A 19438-nucleotide genomic window follows, 5' to 3' on the forward strand; every position below is an offset into this window, starting at 1 on the left:
AGACCAAGATTGGGCCACAAGTGTAATTTTCTTACGCTTGACACCACGGATGGTCGCCCCACACGCGAAAACGCCCCCGATCACGAGGACCGAGGGCGTTTCAGAACACGTAGAAAACCTGAATCAGGCCGCTTCGACGGCGTGCTCGGCCAGGATCGTCAGGCCTTCCGGACCGACGTCGGCGAAGCCGCCCTGGATGTCGAACACCTTGGTCGTCGCGCCGTCCTTCACGGTCACCTTGCCTTCGCGCAGGGTGGTCATGAACGGGGCGTGGTTAGCCAGGACGCCGAAGTCGCCTTCCGCGCCGGGAGCCTGGACCATGTCCACGTCGCCGGAGAACAGTTCGCGCTCGGGCGCAACCAGGGAAAAATGCAGCTTGGCCATCAGTTGAAGGTCTCCTCGACACCGCCCAGGGCGGCCTCGATGTCTTCGTCGGTCTGGATTTCGGTCCCGCAGAACGGGCAGAAGTGGATCGTGGCCAGCATCAAGCCGGTCTCGCCCTCTTCTTCCCGCTCACCGAGGTTCAGCAGGATCAGGCCGCTGTCATGCTCGATGAGACCGGCGTTGGTGTCCGGAGACACCGCCTCCGCCAGCTCCTCGCAGCAGAAACCGGCCAGTTCCGTGTCTTCGGTCATTAGGCTTCAGCCGCCATCTTTTCGGCCTTGGCCACGGCTTCCTCGATCGGGCCGACCATGTAGAAGGCGCCTTCCGGCAGGTGGTCGTACTCGCCGTCCACGATGCCCTTGAACGAGCGGATCGTGTCCTTCAGCTGGACGAAGGCGCCCGGCGTGTTGGTGAACTGCTCGGCGACGTGGAAGGGCTGGCTCAGGAAGCGCGAGATCTTGCGGGCGCGCGAGACGACCAGCTTGTCCTCTTCCGACAGCTCGTCCATGCCCAGGATGGCGATGATGTCCTTCAGGGCCTTGTACTGCTGCAGCACTTCCTGGACCGAGCGGGCCACGTTGTAGTGCTCTTCGCCGATGACCAGCGGGTCCATGATCCGCGAGGTCGAGTCCAGCGGATCGACGGCCGGGAAGATGGCCTGGGCGGCGATGTCGCGGCTCAGAACGGTGGTGGCGTCCAAGTGGGCGAACGAGGCGGCCGGGGCCGGGTCGGTCAAGTCGTCGGCGGGCACGTAGATGGCCTGGACCGAGGTGATCGAACCCTTGTTCGTCGAGGTGATGCGCTCCTGCAGGTTGCCCATCTCGGTGGCCAGGGTGGGCTGATAGCCCACGGCCGAGGGAATGCGGCCCAGCAGAGCCGACACTTCGGCGCCGGCCTGGGTGAAGCGGAAGATGTTGTCGACGAACAGCAGCACGTCCTTGCCTTCTTCGTCACGGAAGTATTCCGCGATCGACAGGCCGGTCAGGGCGACGCGGGCGCGGGCGCCCGGGGGTTCGTTCATCTGGCCGTAGACCAGGGCGCAGCGCGAGCCTTCGGTCGAGCCGTTGTTGGCCTTCGGGTCGACGTTGACGTTCGACTCGATCATCTCGTGATAGAGGTCGTTGCCTTCGCGGGTGCGCTCACCCACGCCGGCCAGAACCGAGTAACCGCCGTAAGCCTTGGCGATGTTGTTGATCAGTTCCTGCATCGTCACGGTCTTGCCGACGCCGGCGCCGCCGAACAGGCCGATCTTGCCGCCCTTGGTGTAGGGGCACATCAGGTCGATGACCTTGATGCCCGTGACCAGCACTTCAGCGGTGTTGGTCTGCTCGGCGAAGGTCGGGGCGTCACGGTGGATCGTGCGATAGATGTCCGACTGGATCGGACCCTGCTCGTCGATCGGCTCGCCGATGACGTTCATGATGCGGCCCAGGGTGCCCGGACCGACCGGAACGCGGATCGACTCGCCGGTGTCGCGCACGGGCTGGCCGCGAACGAGGCCTTCGGTGGCGTCCATGGCGATAGCGCGGACGGTGTTCTGACCCAGGTGCTGAGCGACTTCGAACACCAGGCGCTGGCCGGTGGCGGTGTTGACGGTCTCGACGGCGTTCAGGATCGCCGGCAGCTCGCCGGTGAACTCGATGTCGACGACGGCGCCGATGATCTGCACCAGGCGGCCGGTCGCGCCGTCCAGGTTGACGGCGGCGGCGGCCTTCGGGGCGGCCGGCTTCCTGGCGGCCGGAGCCTTAGCGGCGGCGGGAGCCTTCGCGACAGCGGCCTTCGGCGCCGCGGCGGCCTTGGGGGCGGCGGGCTTCTTGGCGGCGGCGGCCGGCGTTTCGGTGGCGGGAGCCTTAGTCGGGGTCTTGGCCATGGCTTGCGGTCTTTCGGTCTCTGCGTGCTTGTGTCGTTAGGCTTGGATCAGACGGCTTCGGCGCCGGAGATGATCTCGATCAGCTCCTTGGTGATCTGGGCCTGGCGGGAGCGGTTATATTCGAGGGTGTAGCGCTTGATCATGTCGCCGGCGTTGCGCGTGGCGTTGTCCATGGCGGTCATCTGGCTGGCGTAGAAGCCGGCCATGTTGTCCAGCAGGGCCGACAGGATCTGGACCGTCAGGTTGCGCGGCAGCAGGGTCTCGAGAATGGCCTCTTCCGAGGGCTCGTACTCGTAGACCGCCGAAGCGCCCGTCGCGGGCGCCGCGGCGCCGTCGACCACGGCCGGGATCAGCTGCAGCGCCGTCGGGGTCTGGACGACGACCGACTTGAACTGGCTGTAGAACAGCGTGACCACGTCGATGTCGCCAGCTTCATAGAGGCGCGTGACGACGTCGGCGATCGGCTGGGCGACCGACAGGGTGAACTGGCGATAGGCCGACAGGTCGAAGTTCTCGACCACCTTGTCGCCGTAGGGGCGCTTCAGCTGGGCGCTGACCTTCTTGCCGACGCAGACGATCTTCACGTCCTTGCCCTGGGCGATCAGGCTGTCGATCCGCTGGCGCGCGGCCCGCACGATCGACGACGTGAAGCCGCCGGCCAGGCCGCGATCGGCCGCGGCGACGATGATCAGGTGACGATCATCGCGCCCCGTGCCGGTCAGCAGGGCCGGAGCCCCGTCGCCCGACACGCCGGCGGCCAGATTGGCGATCACCGAAGCCAGGCGCCGGGCGTACGGACGGGCGGCTTCCGCCGCGTCCTGGCTCCGGCGCAGCTTCGCCGCCGCCACCATCTGCATCGCCTTCGTGATCTTCTGCGTCGCCTTGACGCTCGAGATCCGATTGCGCATTTCCTTTAGGCTTGCCATCCGCCTATCAGACCTTCCTAAACAGCCACCAGGTGGTGTCGTCCATCACGGTCGTTCTTCTCCAGAAGAACCCGTAATCAACCAGCACCAGATCCGGGAACAGATCCAAATAGAGCGAGCCGAAATCGTTCTTGAACAGAAGATCCGTCTCGCCTCGGTACGTAATCGTTTCCGCCTTCGGCGAAAAATACTCGGCGCAGAGGACGTACTTGGCGGACACGCGATGAATCTCGCGCATCGTCGCCTCAAGCTGGGTCGGATCCACGTGGATCAGAACGCCCGAGGTGAACGCCAGGTCGACCGCGCCATCCGCCAGCGGAATGCTGTGCCCAAAGCCCTCGAACAGACGCTCGGGCGGCAGGACGCCATCCTCGAGGATCTGCTTGCGGGCCGCGCCGTTGGGCTCGATGCCCCACAGCTCGGCGTCGGTGATCGCCTGGAGACCCCGCAGGTTCAGCCCGACGTTCGGACCGACTTCCAGGATGCTCTTGGGCGGATCGCCGACCAGACGCGGCAGCACCTGCCCCCAAGCCTTCGTCCGGCCGCGCACGGCGTCGACGGTCACGGCGTTCCGCTGGGTGTAGCGGTCGCCGAACTCGCCGGACCAGGCGTCCAGGGTCTTGGGGGCGTCAGCCATCTGCCTCGCCTTAGGCGAAGGTCGCCGAGAAGCTGTCGAGCGCGCTCTTCAGCGTGTTCTCCAGATCCTTGTCGAGGGCCTTCTTGGTGCGGATGCCGTCCAGCAGGTCCTTGTGGGCGCTGTGGAGGCGAGCCAGCAGCTCGGTCTCGAAGCGGCGGACCGACGAGGTCGGGATCTTGTCCAGATAACCGCGGGTGCCGGCGTAGATCACGCAGACCTGCTCTTCGACCGACTGCGGCGCGTACTGGGGCTGCTTCAGCAGCTCGGTCAGGCGCTCGCCGCGGGCCAGCATCTTCTGGGTCGAGGCGTCCAGGTCCGAGCCGAACTTCGCGAAGGCGGCCATTTCACGATACTGGGCCAGTTCGCCCTTAATCGGACCGGCGACCTGCTTCATCGCCTTGATCTGGGCCGACGAGCCGACGCGCGACACCGAGATGCCGACGTTCACGGCCGGGCGGATGCCCTGGTAGAACAGGTCGGTTTCCAGGAAGATCTGGCCGTCGGTGATCGAGATCACGTTGGTCGGGATGTAGGCCGACACGTCGTTGGCCTGGGTTTCGATGATCGGCAGCGCCGTCAGCGAGCCCGAACCGTTGTCTTCATTCAGCTTCGCGGCGCGTTCCAGCAGGCGCGAGTGCAGGTAGAACACGTCGCCCGGATAGGCTTCGCGGCCCGGCGGGCGGCGCAGCAGCAGCGACATCTGGCGGTAGGCGACGGCTTGCTTGGACAGATCGTCATAGATGATCAGGCCGTGCAGGCCGTTGTCGCGGAACCACTCGCCCATGGCGCAGCCCGAGAACGGCGCCAGGTATTGCAGCGGGGCCGGCTCCGAGGCCGAGGCGACGACGACGATCGTGTATTCCAGGGCGCCGTGCTCTTCCAGGGTCTTGACGATCTGGGCGACGGTCGAGCGCTTCTGGCCGATGGCGACGTAGACGCAGTAGAGCTTGGCGCTCTCGTCCTTGCCGGCGTTGACGATCTTCTGGTTCAGGATGGTGTCGATGGCGACGGCGGTCTTGCCGGTCTGACGGTCACCGATGATCAGCTCGCGCTGGCCGCGGCCGACCGGGATCAGGGTGTCGATCGACTTCAGGCCGGTCTGCACGGGCTCGTGCACCGACTTGCGCGGGATGATGCCCGGCGCCTTGACGTCGACGCGGCGACGCTCGGTGAACTCGATCGGGCCCTTGCCGTCGATCGGCTCGCCCAGCGGGTTGACGACGCGGCCCAGCAGGCCACGGCCGACCGGCACGTCGACGATCTCGCCGAGGCGACGGACTTCGTCGCCCTCCTTGATGGCCTGGTCCTGGCCGAAGATCACGGCGCCGACATTGTCGCGCTCGAGGTTCAGGGCCATGCCCTTCACGCCGGCCTTCGGGAATTCCAGCATTTCACCGGCTTGGACGTTGTCCAGGCCGTAGATGCGGGCGATGCCGTCACCGACGGACAGCACCTGGCCGACGTCCGAGACGGCGGCCTCTTCGCCGAAGTTGGCGATCTGCGACTTGAGGATGGCCGAAATCTCGGCGGCGCGGATGTCCATGGTCTTCTGGGCTCTCTGCGATCTAATTTTTCTGGCGCTTACTTAAAGGCTTAAGCGCGCTTCAGGGCGAATTTCAGGGAATCGAGCTTCGAACGGAGCGAAGCGTCGAAGAGACGCGAACCGACGCGCACCTTCAGACCGCCCAACAGGGACGGATCGACGCGCGTGGAAACTTCAGGGGTCTTGCCGAGCGCTTCAGCGAGAGCGGCTTGCACGCCCTTCAGCTGGGCGGGCGACAGGGCGGCGGCCGAGACGACCTCGGCGGTGACGACGCCGCGGTGCTTGGCCGACATCTCGGTGAAGGCGGTGATCGCGCCCAGCAGGTCGCCAGCGCGACCGTTGGCGGCGACGAGGCCCAGGAACTTGGTGGTCAGCGGCTGGAAGCCGGCCTTCTTGGCGACGGCGGACAGGCCCTTGCCCTTGTCCTCGGCGGAGAAGGCCGGCGAGGCGATCAGGCGGCGCAGGTCGGCGCTGTCGGCCACCATGGCCTTCAGGCTCTTCAGGTCGGCCTCGACCTTCTGCAGGGAGCCGTTCTCGATCGTCAGTTCGAAGAGGGACTGCGCATAGCGCTGACCCGCATCCGTCGCCTTGGTTTCGTCCGCCACTTGGTATCCGCCCGGTGCGTTGTAAATGGCCGCGAACAAGAAGGTTAACCCTTATCGCGGCTTAAAGGCTTGAGCGTGCTTATGAAAAGCACATGGACGGCCGACGCGTCCGCGCCGCCCTGTCCGAAGCCGCGCGCCTGATAACACGGGCCTTTCGCAGTCGCAACCAAAGGGGCGAGGCTGGTTAGCCGTTCAGTCCGCGGCGCGGCGGAACACGGCCGAGGCGGAAGCCGCCAGAGCGCCGTCCGGACGCCGCAATTCGCCCTGGGCGAAGACCAGGCTGCGGGTGCCCCGCTCGACCCAGGCCTTGGGCTCCAGACCCTCTTCGCCGGCGCCCCCGGCATAGTCCACGGTCATCGAGGCCAGGGCCGTTCCTTCGCCCGCGGCCTTGCGCAGAACGGTTTCCAGCTGTGCGGCCAAGCTCATGTCCATCAGCGTCAACTAATCACTGGTCCGGAAAAGAAAAGGGGCGACGGAAGGTTTCCGCCGCCCTTGAAGGTGAATGCTCGAGGAAACAGCCAGACCGGGTCGGAGAAACGGCGACCCACAACGCGTCTGGTACTCAGGTAAAGCGCGGTACGTGTTCCTACTTAGCCGCGGCCAGGGACGAAACGTCCTTGGCCGAGGCGTTGCAGCGGGTCAGCTCGTCGGCGTCCAGCGACTTGGTTTCGCCGCCGAAGGCCGCGACGCGACCCACTTCCCTGGCGAGCGCCTTGCAGGCGACCGCGGTGAGGGCCCGCGACGGGGCCTGGGCCGAGACGCACTCGGCGCCTTCGCAGACGAAGACCGCTCCGCCGGCGACGACCTTGGTCTTGGCGGCGACGGGGGCGTCCAGGGCGGCGGCGATACGGCCGTCGGCGAGGGCCGAACCGGCGAACATCGAGAAGGAGATGGCGGCGACAGCCGCCAGCGTGCGGAGCTTCATCAGAAAGCCCTCCGGTGTTGGGGAAATTGCGGTCAGATCGTTGATCGTCGAAAAGCGGTACTGGCCGCCCGGACCCTACCAATCCCTTGGGACCACCCTATCTAGGCATGGCCGCGCCGGTATCCCCACCGGTGCTTCGGGTCCGAACTAAGCATCGCTTAGATATCAGTGATAAGAAATTGCGCAAGCGGAATTTTGCGGGCGCATCGCATTTTCAGAAAACGGGGATTTCGGAGCGATTGCGGCGAATGGCGGCCGGAAACGGCGAGCCTACAGCCCCAGGATCGAGTCGATCCGGCTTTCGGCCTTGGCGTGGATGGCGCGGTCCTCGACCATGCCCTCGGCCCGAGCATAGCGGCCGTTCTTGCCGGCGCGACGCTGGATGCCCTCGGCGGTGAGCACCGGCGCGACCTGCTTGGGGTCTGTGAAGGCGCCGAGCAAGGCGGCCATGACGGCGCCGATCACGGCGGCGGCGATCGGGCCGCTCATGCCGATCCAGTCTTCGCCGAAGATCGCCTGCAGTCGCATGATCAGCACTTCGCGGTTCGGCTGGCGCTCCATGATCCCGACGGCCCAGTAGACCCCGCCCTCGACGAGCATGGCCAGGACGATCGGCAGCAGCACGCCCAGCCAGCGCGGCCGGACGAACAGCCCGAGCGCGGCCCCGATGATCGCGAAGGCGGCCATGGTGATCATGGCCGAAACCCTACGCACGCTCTGGTCAAGGACCGGTTAAAACTTCATTCCGCAGGGGCACGGTTGGCCGCGGCCGCGCGCCGCGCTTAGTCTCTCGCCATAACCATAAGATGTGCGCTCAAGAACGCGCTTGAGGGAGGCTTCGCCATGGACTTCCACTTGCCACCAGAGCTGACCGCCTATCTGGGCGAGCTGGACGCCTTCATCGACAGGGAGATCGCGCCCCTGCAGGCGCGCGACGACAACGATCGCTTCTTCGACCACCGCCGTGAATGGGCCCGCACCGACTGGGACGGCGGCGGCCTGCCCAAGCACGAGTGGGAAGCGCTGCTGGCGCAGGCCCGCAAGCTGGCCGACCAGGCTGGCCACTACCGCTTCGCCCTGCCCAAGGCCTATGGCGGCCAGGACGGCTCCAACCTGTGGATGGCGGTGATCCGCGAACACCTGGCCAGCAAGGGCCTGGGCCTGTTCAACGACCTGCAGAACGAGCACTCGATCGTCGGCAACAACCCGTTCGTGCTGATGATCCGCGACTTCGGCCGGCCCGACCAGCAGCACCTGATCACCGACATGCTGGACAAGGGCGCCTTCCGCCCGACCTTCGGCCTGACCGAGCCCGACCACGGTTCGGACGCCACCCACATGGAGACCCAGGCCGTGCGCGAGGAACGCCATGGCGAGGCCGGCTGGCGGATCGACGGCGAGAAGATGTGGACCACGGGCATGCACGCGGCCACCCACTGCTGCCTGTTCGCCCGCACCTCGGGCGAGGACGGCGACGCCCGGGGAATCACCGCCTTCCTGGTCCCGGCCCACGCGCCCGGCGTCAAGATCGAGGAGTACCTCTGGACCTTCAACATGCCGACCGACCACCCGCGCGTCAGCTTCACCGACGTCTGGGTCCCGGAGTCGGCGATGTTCGGGCCCGAGGGCGGCGGCCTGGCCCTGGCCCAGCACTTCGTGCACGAGAACCGCATCCGTCAGGCCGCTTCCAGCCTGGGCGCGGCGACCTTCTGCATAGAAGAAAGCATCAAGTACGCGCGCGCGCGCAAGCCGTTCGGCAAGGCCCTGGCCGAGAACCAGGCCATCCAGTTCCCGATCGTCGAGCTCTCGACCCAGGCCGAGATGCTGCGCCTGCTGATCCGCAAGACCGCCTGGGACATGGACCAGATGTCCAAGGTCGAGGTCGAAAAGCGCCTCTCCGACAAGGTCTCGATGTGTAACTACTGGGCCAACCGTCTGTGCTGCGAGGCCGCCGACCGGGCCATGCAGATCCACGGCGGCATCGGCTACTCGCGCCACAAGCCCTTCGAGCACATCTATCGCCACCACCGCCGCTACCGGATCACCGAAGGCAGCGAGGAGATCCAGATGCGCAAGGTCGCGGCCTGGCTGTTTGGCTATGCCGGACCGCGAAAGCAGGCCTTCGCCCAGGAACGGGCGGACATGGATAAGGTTTAACCCGTCGCGACCTGACGTGTATCAATGGACACGCTATCTAACCGCGATACGCGAACATACGTGTTCGCGCAGGAGGCTCCATGAACCGTCTCGTCCGTTACGCCGCGCGCATCGCCCTGATCGTCGCCATTCCCGCGACGCTGGCCGGCTGCGGCATCAACACCATCCCCACCCAGGACGAGGCCACCAAGGCCGCCTGGGCCGAGGTGCAGAACCAGTACCAACGCCGCGCCGACCTGGTGCCGAACCTGGTCGCCACGGTGAAGGGCTACGCGGCCCAGGAAAAGAGCGTGCTGGTCGAGGTGACGCAAGCGCGCGCCAGCGCCACCCAGGTCAAGGTCGACGCCTCGACCATCACCGATCCGGTCCAGTTCCAGCAGTACGCCGCCGCCCAGGACAAGCTGTCGGGCGTGCTGGGTCGGCTGATGGTCATCCAGGAGCAGTATCCGGACCTGAAGTCGAACCAGAACTTCCTGGCCCTGCAGAGCCAGCTGGAAGGCACCGAGAACCGCATCACCATCGCGCGCCGCGACTACAACAGCGCCGCCCAGACCTACAACACCACGCTGCGCACCTTCCCCAGCGTGCTGTGGGCCAAGACCGTCTACAGCGGCCAGAAGCCGGCCCAGCTGTTCCAGGCCACGGCTTCGGCCCAGACCGCCCCGACGGTGGACTTCTCCAGCCCGCCGACGGCGACCCCGCCGAAGGTCAACTAGGTTGCAACGCGCCCTGCCCAAGGTCCGGGCGAGCGTGAGGACGTGGCTGCTGGCCCTCACGGCCGTGCTCTTCGCCCTCCCCGCCTTCGCCGATCCGAAGTTCCCGCCCCTGACCGGGCGGGTGGTCGACGAAGCCCAGATCCTGTCGCCCCAGGTCGAGCAGGACCTGACGGGCAAGCTGGAAAACCTCGAGACCACGACCGGCCGCCAGCTGGTCGTGGCCACCGTACCCAGCCTCGACGGCTATCCGATCGAGGACTACGGCTACCAGCTGGGCCGGACCTGGGGCATCGGCGAGAAGGGCAAGAACACCGGCGTGATCCTGCTGGTCGCGCCCAACGACCGGAAGGTGCGGGTCGAGGTCGGTTACGGCCTTGAGCCCGTCCTGACCGACGCCTTGTCCAGCGTCATCATCCAGAGCGTCATCCTGCCGAAGTTCCGCGACGGCGACATGGAGGGCGGCGTCGTCGCCGGGACCGACGCCCTGGTCGAGCAGCTCAGCCTGCCCGCCGACCAGGCCAAGGCCCGCGTCGCCGAGGCCAGCCAGCCCGAGCGGCAGAAGGCCAAGGGCTCGCCGATCGTCGGCTTCCTGATCTTCCTATTCATCATCTTCGTCTTCTCCAGCCTGTTCCGGGGACGCCGCGGTCGCGGCGGCCTGGGCTCGGCCCTGCCGTGGATCATCCTGGGCGCGCTGAACGACAGCGGCCGGCGGGGCGGAGGCGGGGGCTGGGGCGGCGGCGGTGGCGGCGGCTTCTCCGGCGGCGGCGGATCGTTCGGCGGCGGCGGCAGTTCGGGGAACTGGTAAGATGGCGCAATTCATGACCCCACAGGACCTCGACCGTATCGCCGGCGCGGTGGCCGAGGCCGAGAAGACCACCGGCGGCGAGATCTTCTGCGTGCTGGCGCCCGAGGTGTCGGACTATCGCGAGACGCCCCTGGCCTGGGCGGCGTTCGCGGCCCTGGTCCTGCCGGCCGGAGCCCTGTTCGCCGGCTTCCGGCCCGAGATGCTAACCCGCCTGTTCGGCGGCTGGAGCATCGGCCACCAGGCCGCGCTGGACGGCGCGATCCTGTCGGCGCTGTCGACCTACATCGCCCTGCAGCTGGTGGTTTTCGTCGTCGTCGCGCTGGTGGTGTCGATGCCGCCGGTCCGCCGCGCCCTCACGCCCGGCTCGCTCAAGGCGGCCCGGGTCAAGCGCGCGGCCCTTGAGCAGTTCCTCAGCCACGGCCTGCACGTCACCCGCGACCGCACCGGCGTGCTGATCTTCGCCGCCCTGGCCGAGCACCGGGTCGAGGTCATCGCCGACGAAGGCATCTACGCCGCCGCGCCCAATGCGGTCTGGGACGAAGTCGTCGCCGACCTGGTCGCGGGCCTCAAGCGCGGCGAGATCGCCGACGGCTTCGTCGCCGCCGTGAACCGCACCGGAACGATCCTGGCCACCCACATTCCGCCGCGCCCCGACGACCGCAACGAACTGCCCGACGGCCTGACCATCCTGACGAAGCGGTGAGGACAAGGACTGGGAGATGGGCCGCCTTACCCGCTTCTTCGTCCTGACCTTCACGATCACCTGGGGCGTCGGCGGGTTGTGGCTGCTGTTCCCCAGGCCGCTGACGGCGCTGTTTGGCCCGTTCGCCTACGGCTCTCCCGCCTATCTGGTCGCCGCCTGCGCGCCCTCCTTGGCGGGCCTGGCCTTAACCCTCGCGGAGGACGGCCGCGCCGGCCTCGTCGCTCTGGCCCGGCGTTTGCTCCCCGCCACCAGCCCGAGCCTGGCGATCGCCGTGCTGGCTCTGCCCGTCATCGCCCTGGCGCTGAGCTTGACGATGCCGCAGCCTTGGCCGGTCAAGCCGGCCGACGTGCTGGTCGCCACGCCGCTCCTGCTGCTGACCACCGCGCAGCTCATCCACAACTCCGGCCCGCTCGGCGAGGAGCTTGGCTGGCGCGGCTTGGCCCTTCCCCGGATGCTGGAACACTGGCAGCCCATGCTGGCCGGGACGATCCTGGGCCTGATCTGGACGCTCTGGCATGTCCCCGCCTTCCTGTTCTCGGGCATTGTGGCCACGCCGGTATCCGACCTCGGCTGGTACGCGCTCGGCACGGTAGCCCTGTCACTGTTGATGACCTGGCTGCATCTGAACGGCCGGGGAAGCCTGCTGGTCGCCGGTCTGATCCCTCACGCGATGATCAACGCCCTCGGGGCCGTTGGCGCCTGGCGGACACGTCCGGCTGAAGCCGTCGCCCTCGCGATATTGAGCTTGGCGTTGTTTCGGTTCTGGCCTCCACTGCGGTCCGAACAAGAGCGCTGAGGCGCCGAGACCGGAGGAACCATGTCCAGCATCGACCCGACCCGCGCGCAGTTCGACGCCTTCAAGGCCTTGCCGCGCGACACGCCGATCCAGATGCTCAACCTGATCCGGCTGAAGCCCGCCGCCGACTATCCGCAGGGGCATCCCCTTCATGGCAAGGGCCTGACCGGCCTCGACGCCTATCGCGAATATGGCCGCACGACCGCGCCGCTGTTCGCCAGCCTGGGCGGGCGGCAGGTCTGGGCGGGACGGCCCGAGGGCGTGGTCACCGGCCCGACGGACGAGCGCTGGGACCTGGCCTTCATCGCCGAATATCCGAACGCCGGCGCCTTCCTGGCCATGGTCACGAACCCGGACTACCGCGTCTTCGTCGAGCACCGCACGGCGGCGGTCGAGGATTCGCGGCTGATCCGCCTGGCGCCGATGGAGCCGGGCCAAGGGTTCGGGGAATAGACCTACCGTTGACGCTAACGTCATCTTTCGCCGCGCGGAAAGCCGGTCTAGGGTGAGCCCAATTCAAACTAACGTTTAACGGGGAGTGCGCCTCTATGCGCGAAGCGGTTATCGTCTCTTACGCCCGCACGGGCCTGGCCAAGTCCAATCGGGGCGGCTTCAACAACACCCATGGCGCGGCCATGGCCGGTCATGCGATCCAGCACGCGGTGAGCCGCGCCGGTCTCGACGGCCCGGAAGTCGAGGACGTCGTCCTGGGCTGCGGCGGCCCCGAAGGCGCCACCGGCATGAACGTGGCCCGCAACGCCGCGATCTGGGCCGGCCTGCCGGTCACCACCTCGGGCCAGACCGTCAACCGCTTCTGCTCCTCGGGCCTTCAGGCCATCGCCACGGCGGCCAACTACATCCGCAACGACGGCGCCCCGGTCGCCATCGGCGGCGGCGTGGAGTCGATCTCGCTGGTGCAGGGCGGCGGCCACATGAACCGCTTCCACATCACCGAAGACAAGCTGATGAAGGAAAAGCCGGCCCTGTGGATGGCGATGATCGACACCGCCGATATCGTCGCCAAGCGCTACAACATCAGCCGCGAATACCAGGACGAATATTCGCTGCGCAGCCAGCAGCGCATCGCCGCGGCCCAGGCCAGCGGCCTCTTCGACGACGAGATCGTGCCGATGGCCACCAAGATGAAGATGGTCAACAAGGAGACCAAGGAAGAGAGCCTGGTCGACTACGTGGTCACCAAGGACGAGTGCAACCGTCCGGAAACCACCCTCGAGGGCCTGGCCAAGCTGGAGCCGGTCAAGGGTCCGGGCAACTTCGTCACCGCCGGCAACGCCAGCCAGCTGTCGGACGGCGCCGCCGCCGTGGTGGTCATGGAAGCCAAGGAAGCCGCCAAGCGCGGCCTGGAGCCGCTGGGCCTGTTCAAGGGCTTCGCCATCGCCGGCTGCGAGCCCGACGAAATGGGCATCGGTCCGGTCTTCGCCGTGCCGCGCCTCTTGGAACGTCACGGCCTGAAGGTCGACGACATCGACCTGTGGGAGCTGAACGAGGCCTTCGCGTCGCAATGCCTCTACAGCCGCGACCGCCTGGGCATCGATCCGGAGAAGTACAACGTCAATGGCGGCTCGATCGCCATCGGCCACCCCTTCGGCATGACCGGCGCCCGCTGCGCCGGCCACCTGCTGCTGGAAGGCAAGCGCCGCAAGGCCAAGCTGGGCGTGGTGACCATGTGCATCGGCGGCGGCATGGGCGCCGCCGGCCTGTTCGAAATCTTCTGATTTCGATCAGGACGGAGGACGGCGCCCATCACCAAGAGTGGCTGAGATCGCTCTTCGCGATCTCAGCGCGGCGCGGCGGGTCTTTTCGAAATCGTCTAAGTCCGCTTTCGCAGCGCATCGATCCTAAAAAGGCCGGGAACCCGCAAGCGGGTTTCCGGCCTTTCCTATTGGATCAGGACGCTTCGGGACCACAGGAACCCGGGCCTTGAACCTGGCGGCGGCGGGGCCATCTAGGCCCTCGTCGACGCCCGCGAATTGTCGCTTCAAGACGTCAGACCCGAGATAGGACATGGCTGCCAAGGCCTTCTTCACCGTCGCCCTGCTGATCGCCGCCGCGATCGGCCTGGCCCTGCCGACGCCGAACCCGAGCCACGGCCCCCGGACCACCCAATCGTCGTTCGAGACGATCGCCCTGAACCGCGGCTAAGCTCGCGCTAAACGAAGACGGGCTCCCCGATTTCCCGGAGAGCCCGCTCAAGATCGCTGATCGTGCAGCCTCGGAGCAAGGCGATCAGAACTCTTCCCAATCCTCGCGGACCGCCACGGCGGCCGAACCGCGTCCCGGACGAGCCGAGACCACCGGACGCGCGGGCTCGGCTCGGGCGGGAACCCGAGCCGGCGCCGGAGCCGGCGGACGATAGGTCGTTTGAGCCGGACGCGACGTGGCGACGGCCGGCGCGCCCTCGGTCACGCGGAAGCGACCGACCAGCTCCATCAAGGCCGCGGCCTCGTTCTTCAGCGAGTGCGAGGCGGCGGTGGCTTCCTCGACCATGGCGGCGTTCTGCTGGACGACCTGATCCATCTGGTTCACCGCGCCGTTGACCTCGTTCAGACCGGTGGCCTGCTCGGTGGTCGAGGCCGAGATCTCCTTCATCAGGGCGTCGATCGAGGCGACCTGCTCGACGATGCGGCTCAGGGCCTCGCCGGTCTGGCCGACCAGATCCACACCCGCGCCGACCTGCTGGGTCGAAGTCGAGATCAGGGTCTTGATCTCCTTGGCGGCGTCGGCCGAGCGCTGGGCCAAGGCCCGAACTTCCTGGGCGACGACCGCGAACCCGCGGCCGGCTTCACCGGCGCGAGCGGCCTCGACGCCGGCGTTCAGGGCCAGCAGGTTGGTCTGGAAGGCGATCTCGTCGATGACGCCGATGATGTTGCCGACCTGGGTCGAGGAGGTCTCGATCTCGGTCATGGCGGCGACGGCCTGGCTGACAATGCGGCCCGAGCGTTCGGCGTCCGACCGGGCGTTGGCCACCACCTGCGAGGCCTCCTTGGCCCCCGCGGCGGTCTTGCGGACCGTCGCGGTGATCTCATCGAGGGCGGCGGCGGTCTCTTCAAGGCTGGCGGCCTGCTGTTCCGTCCGGCGCGAGAGGTTGTCCGAGGCCTCGGCGATCTCGTCGGCGCCGCTGTTGACGCCGCCGGTGGCCGCGTTGATCGACTGGATCGCCTGCTGCATGCGGTCGGCGGCGGCGTTGAAGTTGGCCTTCAGGCTTTCGGCCTTGGGCGCGAACGGGGTGGTGATCCGGTGGGTCAGGTCGCCGCTGGCCATATGGTCCAGCGCCTCGTTCAACGCGGTGATGGCGATGGCGTCGGCGCGGGCGACCTCGGCCTTCTCGGCCTCGTTGGCGGCGCGCTCGTCGTCGGCGGCGCGGCGGTGCTCGGCGGCGGCGGCCTCGATGCGGACCTTCTCGGCCTCGGAATCCTTGAAGTAGGCGACGGCGGCGGCCATGTGGCCGATCTCGTCCTTGCGGCCCTGGGCCGGCACCTCGACGGTGCTGTCGCCCGAGGCCAGGCGGCGCATGGCGTTGGTCATGGCGGTCACCGGCGCCGCGATGGCGCCCGTCAGCAGCAGGCCGCCGCCGATGGCGATGCCGGCCGTGATCAGGATGCCGATGGCCAGGGCCAGGGTCGATTCCAGCGAGGCCTTCTTCTGGGCGGCGGCTTCCGTCGCCAGCTGGGCCTCGGCGTGCTTGGTGATGGCTTCGATAGCGTTTTCGACCGGCTCGACCGCCTTGTCGGCGACGCCGTCGTTGCGCACAAGCTCGACCGCCTGAGGACGAGTGGCCGGATCGGCGCCCAGCCGCTCGCCCGGCTCGATGGCCATCTTGCGATAGTTGGCGTAGGCGGCGTCGACGGCGGCGATGCGGGCCAGGTCTTCCTGGTCGCCGGCGGCCAGCGCGCGCATCTCGTCCAGCGCCTTCAGGAACTTCGGCTTGTGCGCCTCTTCCAGGCGCTGGACGTAGTAGTTGTCGCCCGAAAGCAGGAAGCCGCGCAGCGAGTTCTCCTGACGGGTCAGGCGGAAGGCCGCCGTATCCGCCTGGCGCAGCATCTCATAGGCGCGCTCGGTGCGTTCCACGGAATGAGCGAGGGCGACCTTGTTGGCGTAGAGGGACACGCCCATCACAACGATGGTCGTGAGCATGACAGCGAAAACCGCCATCAGCTTGTGCGGAATTTTCAGATCGCCAAAAGACACCGGCCGGGGCTCCTCGAAATGGGGCGGCGACCGCTAAACCTCGGATAACACTACTCTTTGAAACTGCACTACGGTTCGCGGGCGTCACAGGCACAGTGGCCGCGAACAATTGCCGGGGCATTAACCGTGCCGTGGCGGAATGTCGCATAAATGACAACTCCGCCACTTTTTTGGTCAGTGAGCCTCATCCCAGTTGAGCGCGGCGCGGGCCTCGACGGTGAGCGGCACGGACAGCGCCACGGCGGGCTCGGCGGCCTTTTCCATGACGTCGCTGATCACGGCGCAGGCGCGATCGGCCTCGCTTTCCGGCGCTTCGAAGACCAGTTCGTCGTGCACCTGCAGCAGCATCCGCGCCTCGAGACCGGCCGCCTCGAGGGCGGCGGGCATCCGGATCATCGCCCGGCGCATGACGTCGGCGGCCGCGCCCTGGATCGGGGCGTTGATCGCCGCGCGCTCGGCGAACTGCCGCTGGCCCACCGACTTGGACTGGATCTCCGGGATGTTGATCTTGCGGCCGAAGACGGTCGAGACGTAACCGTGCTCGCGCACGAAGGCCTTGGTCGCGTCCATATAGGCCTGGATGCCCGGGAAGCGCTCGAAATAGGTCTTGATGTAGGCCCCCGCCTCGCCTTGCGAGATGCCCAGCTGGTTGGCCAGGCCAAAGGCGCTGATGCCGTAGACAATGCCGAAATTGATGGCCTTGGCCCGGCGGCGGATCATCGGGTCCATGCCCTCGATCGGCGTGTCGAACATTTCCGAGGCCGTCATGGCGTGGATGTCCAGGCCCTGCTGGAACGCCTTCTTCAGCTGCGGGATGTCGCCGATATGGGCCAGCAGGCGCAGCTCGATCTGGCTGTAGTCGGCGCTGATCAGCACCTTGCCCGGCGGGGCGATGAAGGCCTTGCGGATCTTGCGGCCTTCCTCGGTGCGGACCGGGATGTTCTGCAGGTTCGGGTCGGACGAGGACAGGCGGCCCGTCGTCGTCGCGGCCAGGGCGTAGGAAGTGTGGACCCGGCCCGTGGACTCGGCGATCGCGGCGACCAGGTTCTCGGTATAGGTGCCTTTCAGCTTGGACAGCTGGCGCCAGTCCAGCAGGACGCGCGGCAGCTCGTGCTCCAAAGCCAGGCTTTCCAGCACGTCGCTGTCGGTCGACCACTGGCCGGTGGCGGTCTTCTTGCCGCCCTTCATGCTCATCTCGCCGAACAGCACGTCGCCGATCTGCTTGGGGCTGCCCAGGTTGAAGGGCCGGCCGACGATCTCCTGGGCGCGCGCCTCGAACTTGGCCATGCGTAGCGAGAACTCGTTGGAGAGCAGGCGCAGCGCCTCGGGATCGACCTTGACCCCGTTGTTCTCCATCATCGCCAGCACCGCCGGCAGCGGCCGTTCCAGCGTCTCGTAGACGGTCGCCAGGCCCTCGCGCGCCAGGCGCGGCTTCAGCGTCTGCCACAGGCGCAGGGTGACGTCCGCGTCCTCGGCGGCGTAAGCCGTCGCCTCGTTCAGGCCCACATGCTTGAAGCTGATCTGGGCCTTGCCCGTCCCGGCCACCTGCTTGAACGGGATCGGCTTGTAGCCCAGGTGCAGCTCCGACAGCTCGTCCATGCCATGGCCATGCAGGCCCGCCTCCAGCACGTAGGAGATCAGCATGGTGTCGTCGATCGGCGCGACCTGGATCCCGTACCGAGCCAGGACGGCGATGTCGTACTTGGCGTTCTGCGCCACCTTCAGCACCGCCGGATCCTCCAGCAGCGGCTTCAGGGTGGCGATGACCTCGTCCAGCGGGATCTGCACCAGGTCGGCGGCGGCTTCCAGCGCCAGGCCGTCCTTCTCGCAGTGGCCGACCGGGATGTAGCAGGCCTCGCCGGCGTTGATGGCCAGCGACACGCCGCACAGACCGGCCGTGGCCGACGACAGGGCGTCGGTCTCGGTGTCGAAGGCCACCACGCCCTTGGCCGTGGCCTTGGCGACCCAGGCCTTCAGGGTGTCGAGATCCTGGATACGGACATAGGCCGCATGGTTGATGCTGACCGGCTCGGCCACCGCGCTGGCCGCGGCGCGGGCGGCGGCGCCCATGTACGACACCGTGCTGACCGGGGCCTTGGGCTGGGCCGGAGCCCGCTCGAGCGTGCCCGGCGTGGCGGCGGCCGAGCCGTCGCCGACCCGGCGAGCCAGGGTGCGGAACTCCATCTGTTCGAGGAAGGCCGCCAGGACCTCCTTGTCCGGCTCGCGCACGGTCAGCTCGTCCAGCGGCTGGGGCAGCGGCGTGTCGCAGTCCAGCTTGACCAGGGCTCGCGAAAGGCGGATCTGGTCGGCGAATTCGATGAGGGTCTCGCGGCGCTTGGGCTGCTTGATCTCGCCCGCCCGGGCCAGCAGCGTGTCGAGGTCGCCATATTCGGTGATCAGCTGAGCGGCGGTCTTGATCCCGATCCCCGGCGCGCCCGGGACGTTGTCGACGCTGTCGCCGCACAGGGCCTGGACGTCGACGACCTTGTCCGGATAGACGCCGAACTTCTCGAACACCTGCTCGCGCTCGATCCGCACGCCCTTCATCGGGTCGAACATCGAGACGCCGTCGCCGACCAGCTGCATCAGGTCCTTGTCGGACGAGACGATCACCGCCTCGCCGCCGACCTCGCGGGCCTTGCAGGCATAGGCGGCGATCAGGTCGTCGGCCTCGTAGCCGGGCAGCTCGATGGCCGGCACGCCGAACGCCAGGGTGGCCTCGCGCACCAGCGGGAACTGCGGGATCAGGTCTTCCGGCGGCGGCGGACGGTGGGCCTTGTACTTGTCGTAGAGGTTGTTTCGGAACGTCTTCTCCGAGTGGTCCCAGATCACCGCCAGGTGGGTGGGCGTGTCGCCCTGCATGTCGCGCATCAGCTTCCACAGCATGTTGCAGAAGCCCTGGACGGCGCCCACCGGCAGGCCGTCGCTCTTGCGGGTCAGCGGCGGCAGGGCGTGATAGGCGCGGAACAGATAGGCCGAGCCATCCACGAGAAAGAGCCGGACGGTGGGCCCATCCTGGGTCAGGTCGGAAACGTTTGGAAGCGGGGGCACGGCGGCGTCGGTCATGGCCGGCAACATAGGGGGCGGAAGGTGCGTCGGGAACCCTCTGGCGGCGCGCAAATGGATCGCCTAGGCTCCACCTAAGGTCGAGCCACGAAGGGG

20 protein-coding genes are annotated in these 19438 nt (G+C 67.4%); 8 read left to right on the plus strand and 12 right to left on the minus strand.

Going from position 1 to position 19438, the window contains the following annotated elements; all coding sequences use genetic code 11:
- Positions 1-123 precede the first annotated feature (123 nt).
- From AC1RNC_RS21065 to AC1RNC_RS21110, 10 genes are all read right to left on the minus strand, one after another.
- Positions 124-384, minus strand: coding sequence for an ATP synthase F1 subunit epsilon (locus AC1RNC_RS21065; RefSeq protein WP_066686484.1), 261 nt, complete (start codon positions 382-384; stop codon positions 124-126).
- A complete protein-coding gene (locus tag AC1RNC_RS21070; RefSeq protein ID WP_492102718.1) occupies positions 384-635 on the minus strand; it encodes a hypothetical protein in 252 nt (83 codons plus the stop codon). The genes AC1RNC_RS21065 and AC1RNC_RS21070 overlap by 1 nt, the downstream gene beginning before the upstream one ends.
- Complete coding sequence (gene atpD / locus AC1RNC_RS21075; protein ID WP_492888209.1) at positions 635-2254, minus strand: F0F1 ATP synthase subunit beta; 1620 nt, start codon at positions 2252-2254, stop codon at positions 635-637. The genes AC1RNC_RS21070 and atpD overlap by 1 nt, the downstream gene beginning before the upstream one ends.
- Positions 2255-2301: 47 nt before the next feature.
- Complete coding sequence (locus tag AC1RNC_RS21080; RefSeq protein WP_492888210.1) at positions 2302-3180, minus strand: F0F1 ATP synthase subunit gamma; 879 nt, start codon at positions 3178-3180, stop codon at positions 2302-2304.
- 7 nt (positions 3181-3187) lie between these two features.
- On the minus strand, positions 3188-3817 hold the full coding sequence (locus tag AC1RNC_RS21085) for a pseudaminic acid biosynthesis-associated methylase (protein WP_492888211.1): 630 nt from the start codon (positions 3815-3817) through the stop codon (positions 3188-3190).
- A gap of 10 nt (positions 3818-3827) precedes the next feature.
- A complete protein-coding gene (atpA, locus tag AC1RNC_RS21090; RefSeq protein ID WP_492837504.1) occupies positions 3828-5360 on the minus strand; it encodes a F0F1 ATP synthase subunit alpha in 1533 nt (510 codons plus the stop codon).
- Between the two features lie 50 nt (positions 5361-5410).
- Positions 5411-5965 carry a F0F1 ATP synthase subunit delta gene (locus AC1RNC_RS21095; RefSeq protein WP_492837505.1) on the minus strand — a complete coding sequence of 185 codons (555 nt, stop codon included), beginning with the start codon at positions 5963-5965 and terminating at the stop codon, positions 5411-5413.
- 192 nt (positions 5966-6157) lie between these two features.
- On the minus strand, positions 6158-6391 hold the full coding sequence (locus AC1RNC_RS21100; RefSeq protein WP_492837506.1) for a hotdog family protein: 234 nt from the start codon (positions 6389-6391) through the stop codon (positions 6158-6160).
- 160 nt (positions 6392-6551) lie between these two features.
- The gene (locus AC1RNC_RS21105) at positions 6552-6890 is read right to left on the minus strand and encodes a DUF8200 family protein (protein WP_492888212.1); all 339 of its coding nucleotides are present in this window, start codon (positions 6888-6890) and stop codon (positions 6552-6554) included.
- A 270-nt stretch (positions 6891-7160) separates the two neighbouring features.
- On the minus strand, positions 7161-7577 hold the full coding sequence (locus tag AC1RNC_RS21110) for a hypothetical protein (protein WP_492888269.1): 417 nt from the start codon (positions 7575-7577) through the stop codon (positions 7161-7163).
- A 156-nt stretch (positions 7578-7733) separates the two neighbouring features.
- On the opposite strand from AC1RNC_RS21110, the gene AC1RNC_RS21115 reads away from it, so the two are divergent.
- The 8 genes from AC1RNC_RS21115 to AC1RNC_RS21150 all read left to right on the plus strand — a co-directional run bounded on the left by AC1RNC_RS21115 (position 7734) and on the right by AC1RNC_RS21150 (position 14230).
- The gene (locus AC1RNC_RS21115; RefSeq protein ID WP_492888213.1) at positions 7734-9047 is read left to right on the plus strand and encodes an acyl-CoA dehydrogenase family protein; all 1314 of its coding nucleotides are present in this window, start codon (positions 7734-7736) and stop codon (positions 9045-9047) included.
- Between the two features lie 80 nt (positions 9048-9127).
- Positions 9128-9763, plus strand: coding sequence for a LemA family protein (locus tag AC1RNC_RS21120; RefSeq protein ID WP_492888214.1), 636 nt, complete (start codon positions 9128-9130; stop codon positions 9761-9763).
- 1 nt (position 9764) lies between these two features.
- A complete protein-coding gene (locus AC1RNC_RS21125) occupies positions 9765-10568 on the plus strand; it encodes a TPM domain-containing protein (protein ID WP_492888215.1) in 804 nt (267 codons plus the stop codon).
- 1 nt (position 10569) lies between these two features.
- Entirely contained in the window at positions 10570-11271 is a 702-nt protein-coding gene (locus AC1RNC_RS21130; RefSeq protein WP_492837512.1) for a TPM domain-containing protein, read from the plus strand.
- A 16-nt stretch (positions 11272-11287) separates the two neighbouring features.
- Entirely contained in the window at positions 11288-12067 is a 780-nt protein-coding gene (locus AC1RNC_RS21135) for a CPBP family glutamic-type intramembrane protease (protein WP_492888216.1), read from the plus strand.
- Positions 12068-12088: 21 nt separating this feature from the next.
- On the plus strand, positions 12089-12520 hold the full coding sequence (locus AC1RNC_RS21140) for a DUF1330 domain-containing protein (protein ID WP_492837513.1): 432 nt from the start codon (positions 12089-12091) through the stop codon (positions 12518-12520).
- A 95-nt stretch (positions 12521-12615) separates the two neighbouring features.
- Positions 12616-13803 (plus strand): acetyl-CoA C-acyltransferase, encoded by a 1188-nt coding sequence (locus AC1RNC_RS21145; protein WP_492888217.1) that lies wholly within the window; start codon positions 12616-12618, stop codon positions 13801-13803.
- A gap of 289 nt (positions 13804-14092) precedes the next feature.
- Positions 14093-14230: a hypothetical protein gene (locus tag AC1RNC_RS21150; RefSeq protein WP_199743329.1), complete on the plus strand. Its 138-nt coding sequence runs from the start codon at positions 14093-14095 to the stop codon at positions 14228-14230.
- A gap of 84 nt (positions 14231-14314) precedes the next feature.
- Here AC1RNC_RS21150 and AC1RNC_RS21155 read toward each other — a convergent pair whose 3' ends face one another.
- Positions 14315-16276, minus strand: a complete 1962-nt coding sequence (locus tag AC1RNC_RS21155) for a HAMP domain-containing methyl-accepting chemotaxis protein (RefSeq protein ID WP_492888218.1) — start codon at positions 16274-16276, stop codon at positions 14315-14317.
- A gap of 174 nt (positions 16277-16450) precedes the next feature.
- Positions 16451-19342: a DNA polymerase I gene (gene polA, locus AC1RNC_RS21160; protein WP_492888219.1), complete on the minus strand. Its 2892-nt coding sequence runs from the start codon at positions 19340-19342 to the stop codon at positions 16451-16453.
- Positions 19343-19438: the final 96 nt, after the last annotated feature.

The sequence above is a fragment of the Caulobacter sp. GW822-FHT01G02 genome (genome assembly GCF_058802865.1).

What these genes read in the sequence shown, in the direction of transcription:
- AC1RNC_RS21120 (WP_492888214.1), top strand. Translation starts at nt 9,128, where the DNA reads ATGAACCGTCTCGTCCGTTACGCCGCGCGCATCGCCCTGATCGTCGCC.
- AC1RNC_RS21070 (WP_492102718.1), bottom strand. Translation starts at nt 635, where the DNA reads ATGACCGAAGACACGGAACTGGCCGGTTTCTGCTGCGAGGAGCTGGCG.
- AC1RNC_RS21105 (WP_492888212.1), bottom strand. Translation starts at nt 6,890, where the DNA reads ATGAAGCTCCGCACGCTGGCGGCTGTCGCCGCCATCTCCTTCTCGATG.
- AC1RNC_RS21110 (WP_492888269.1), bottom strand. Translation starts at nt 7,577, where the DNA reads ATGGCCGCCTTCGCGATCATCGGGGCCGCGCTCGGGCTGTTCGTCCGG.
- AC1RNC_RS21150 (WP_199743329.1), top strand. Translation starts at nt 14,093, where the DNA reads ATGGCTGCCAAGGCCTTCTTCACCGTCGCCCTGCTGATCGCCGCCGCG.
- AC1RNC_RS21080 (WP_492888210.1), bottom strand. Translation starts at nt 3,180, where the DNA reads ATGGCAAGCCTAAAGGAAATGCGCAATCGGATCTCGAGCGTCAAGGCG.
- AC1RNC_RS21145 (WP_492888217.1), top strand. Translation starts at nt 12,616, where the DNA reads ATGCGCGAAGCGGTTATCGTCTCTTACGCCCGCACGGGCCTGGCCAAG.
- AC1RNC_RS21130 (WP_492837512.1), top strand. Translation starts at nt 10,570, where the DNA reads ATGGCGCAATTCATGACCCCACAGGACCTCGACCGTATCGCCGGCGCG.
- AC1RNC_RS21100 (WP_492837506.1), bottom strand. Translation starts at nt 6,391, where the DNA reads ATGAGCTTGGCCGCACAGCTGGAAACCGTTCTGCGCAAGGCCGCGGGC.
- AC1RNC_RS21135 (WP_492888216.1), top strand. Translation starts at nt 11,288, where the DNA reads ATGGGCCGCCTTACCCGCTTCTTCGTCCTGACCTTCACGATCACCTGG.
- polA (WP_492888219.1), bottom strand. Translation starts at nt 19,342, where the DNA reads ATGACCGACGCCGCCGTGCCCCCGCTTCCAAACGTTTCCGACCTGACC.
- atpA (WP_492837504.1), bottom strand. Translation starts at nt 5,360, where the DNA reads ATGGACATCCGCGCCGCCGAGATTTCGGCCATCCTCAAGTCGCAGATC.
- AC1RNC_RS21065 (WP_066686484.1), bottom strand. Translation starts at nt 384, where the DNA reads ATGGCCAAGCTGCATTTTTCCCTGGTTGCGCCCGAGCGCGAACTGTTC.
- atpD (WP_492888209.1), bottom strand. Translation starts at nt 2,254, where the DNA reads ATGGCCAAGACCCCGACTAAGGCTCCCGCCACCGAAACGCCGGCCGCC.
- AC1RNC_RS21115 (WP_492888213.1), top strand. Translation starts at nt 7,734, where the DNA reads ATGGACTTCCACTTGCCACCAGAGCTGACCGCCTATCTGGGCGAGCTG.
- AC1RNC_RS21085 (WP_492888211.1), bottom strand. Translation starts at nt 3,817, where the DNA reads ATGGCTGACGCCCCCAAGACCCTGGACGCCTGGTCCGGCGAGTTCGGC.
- AC1RNC_RS21140 (WP_492837513.1), top strand. Translation starts at nt 12,089, where the DNA reads ATGTCCAGCATCGACCCGACCCGCGCGCAGTTCGACGCCTTCAAGGCC.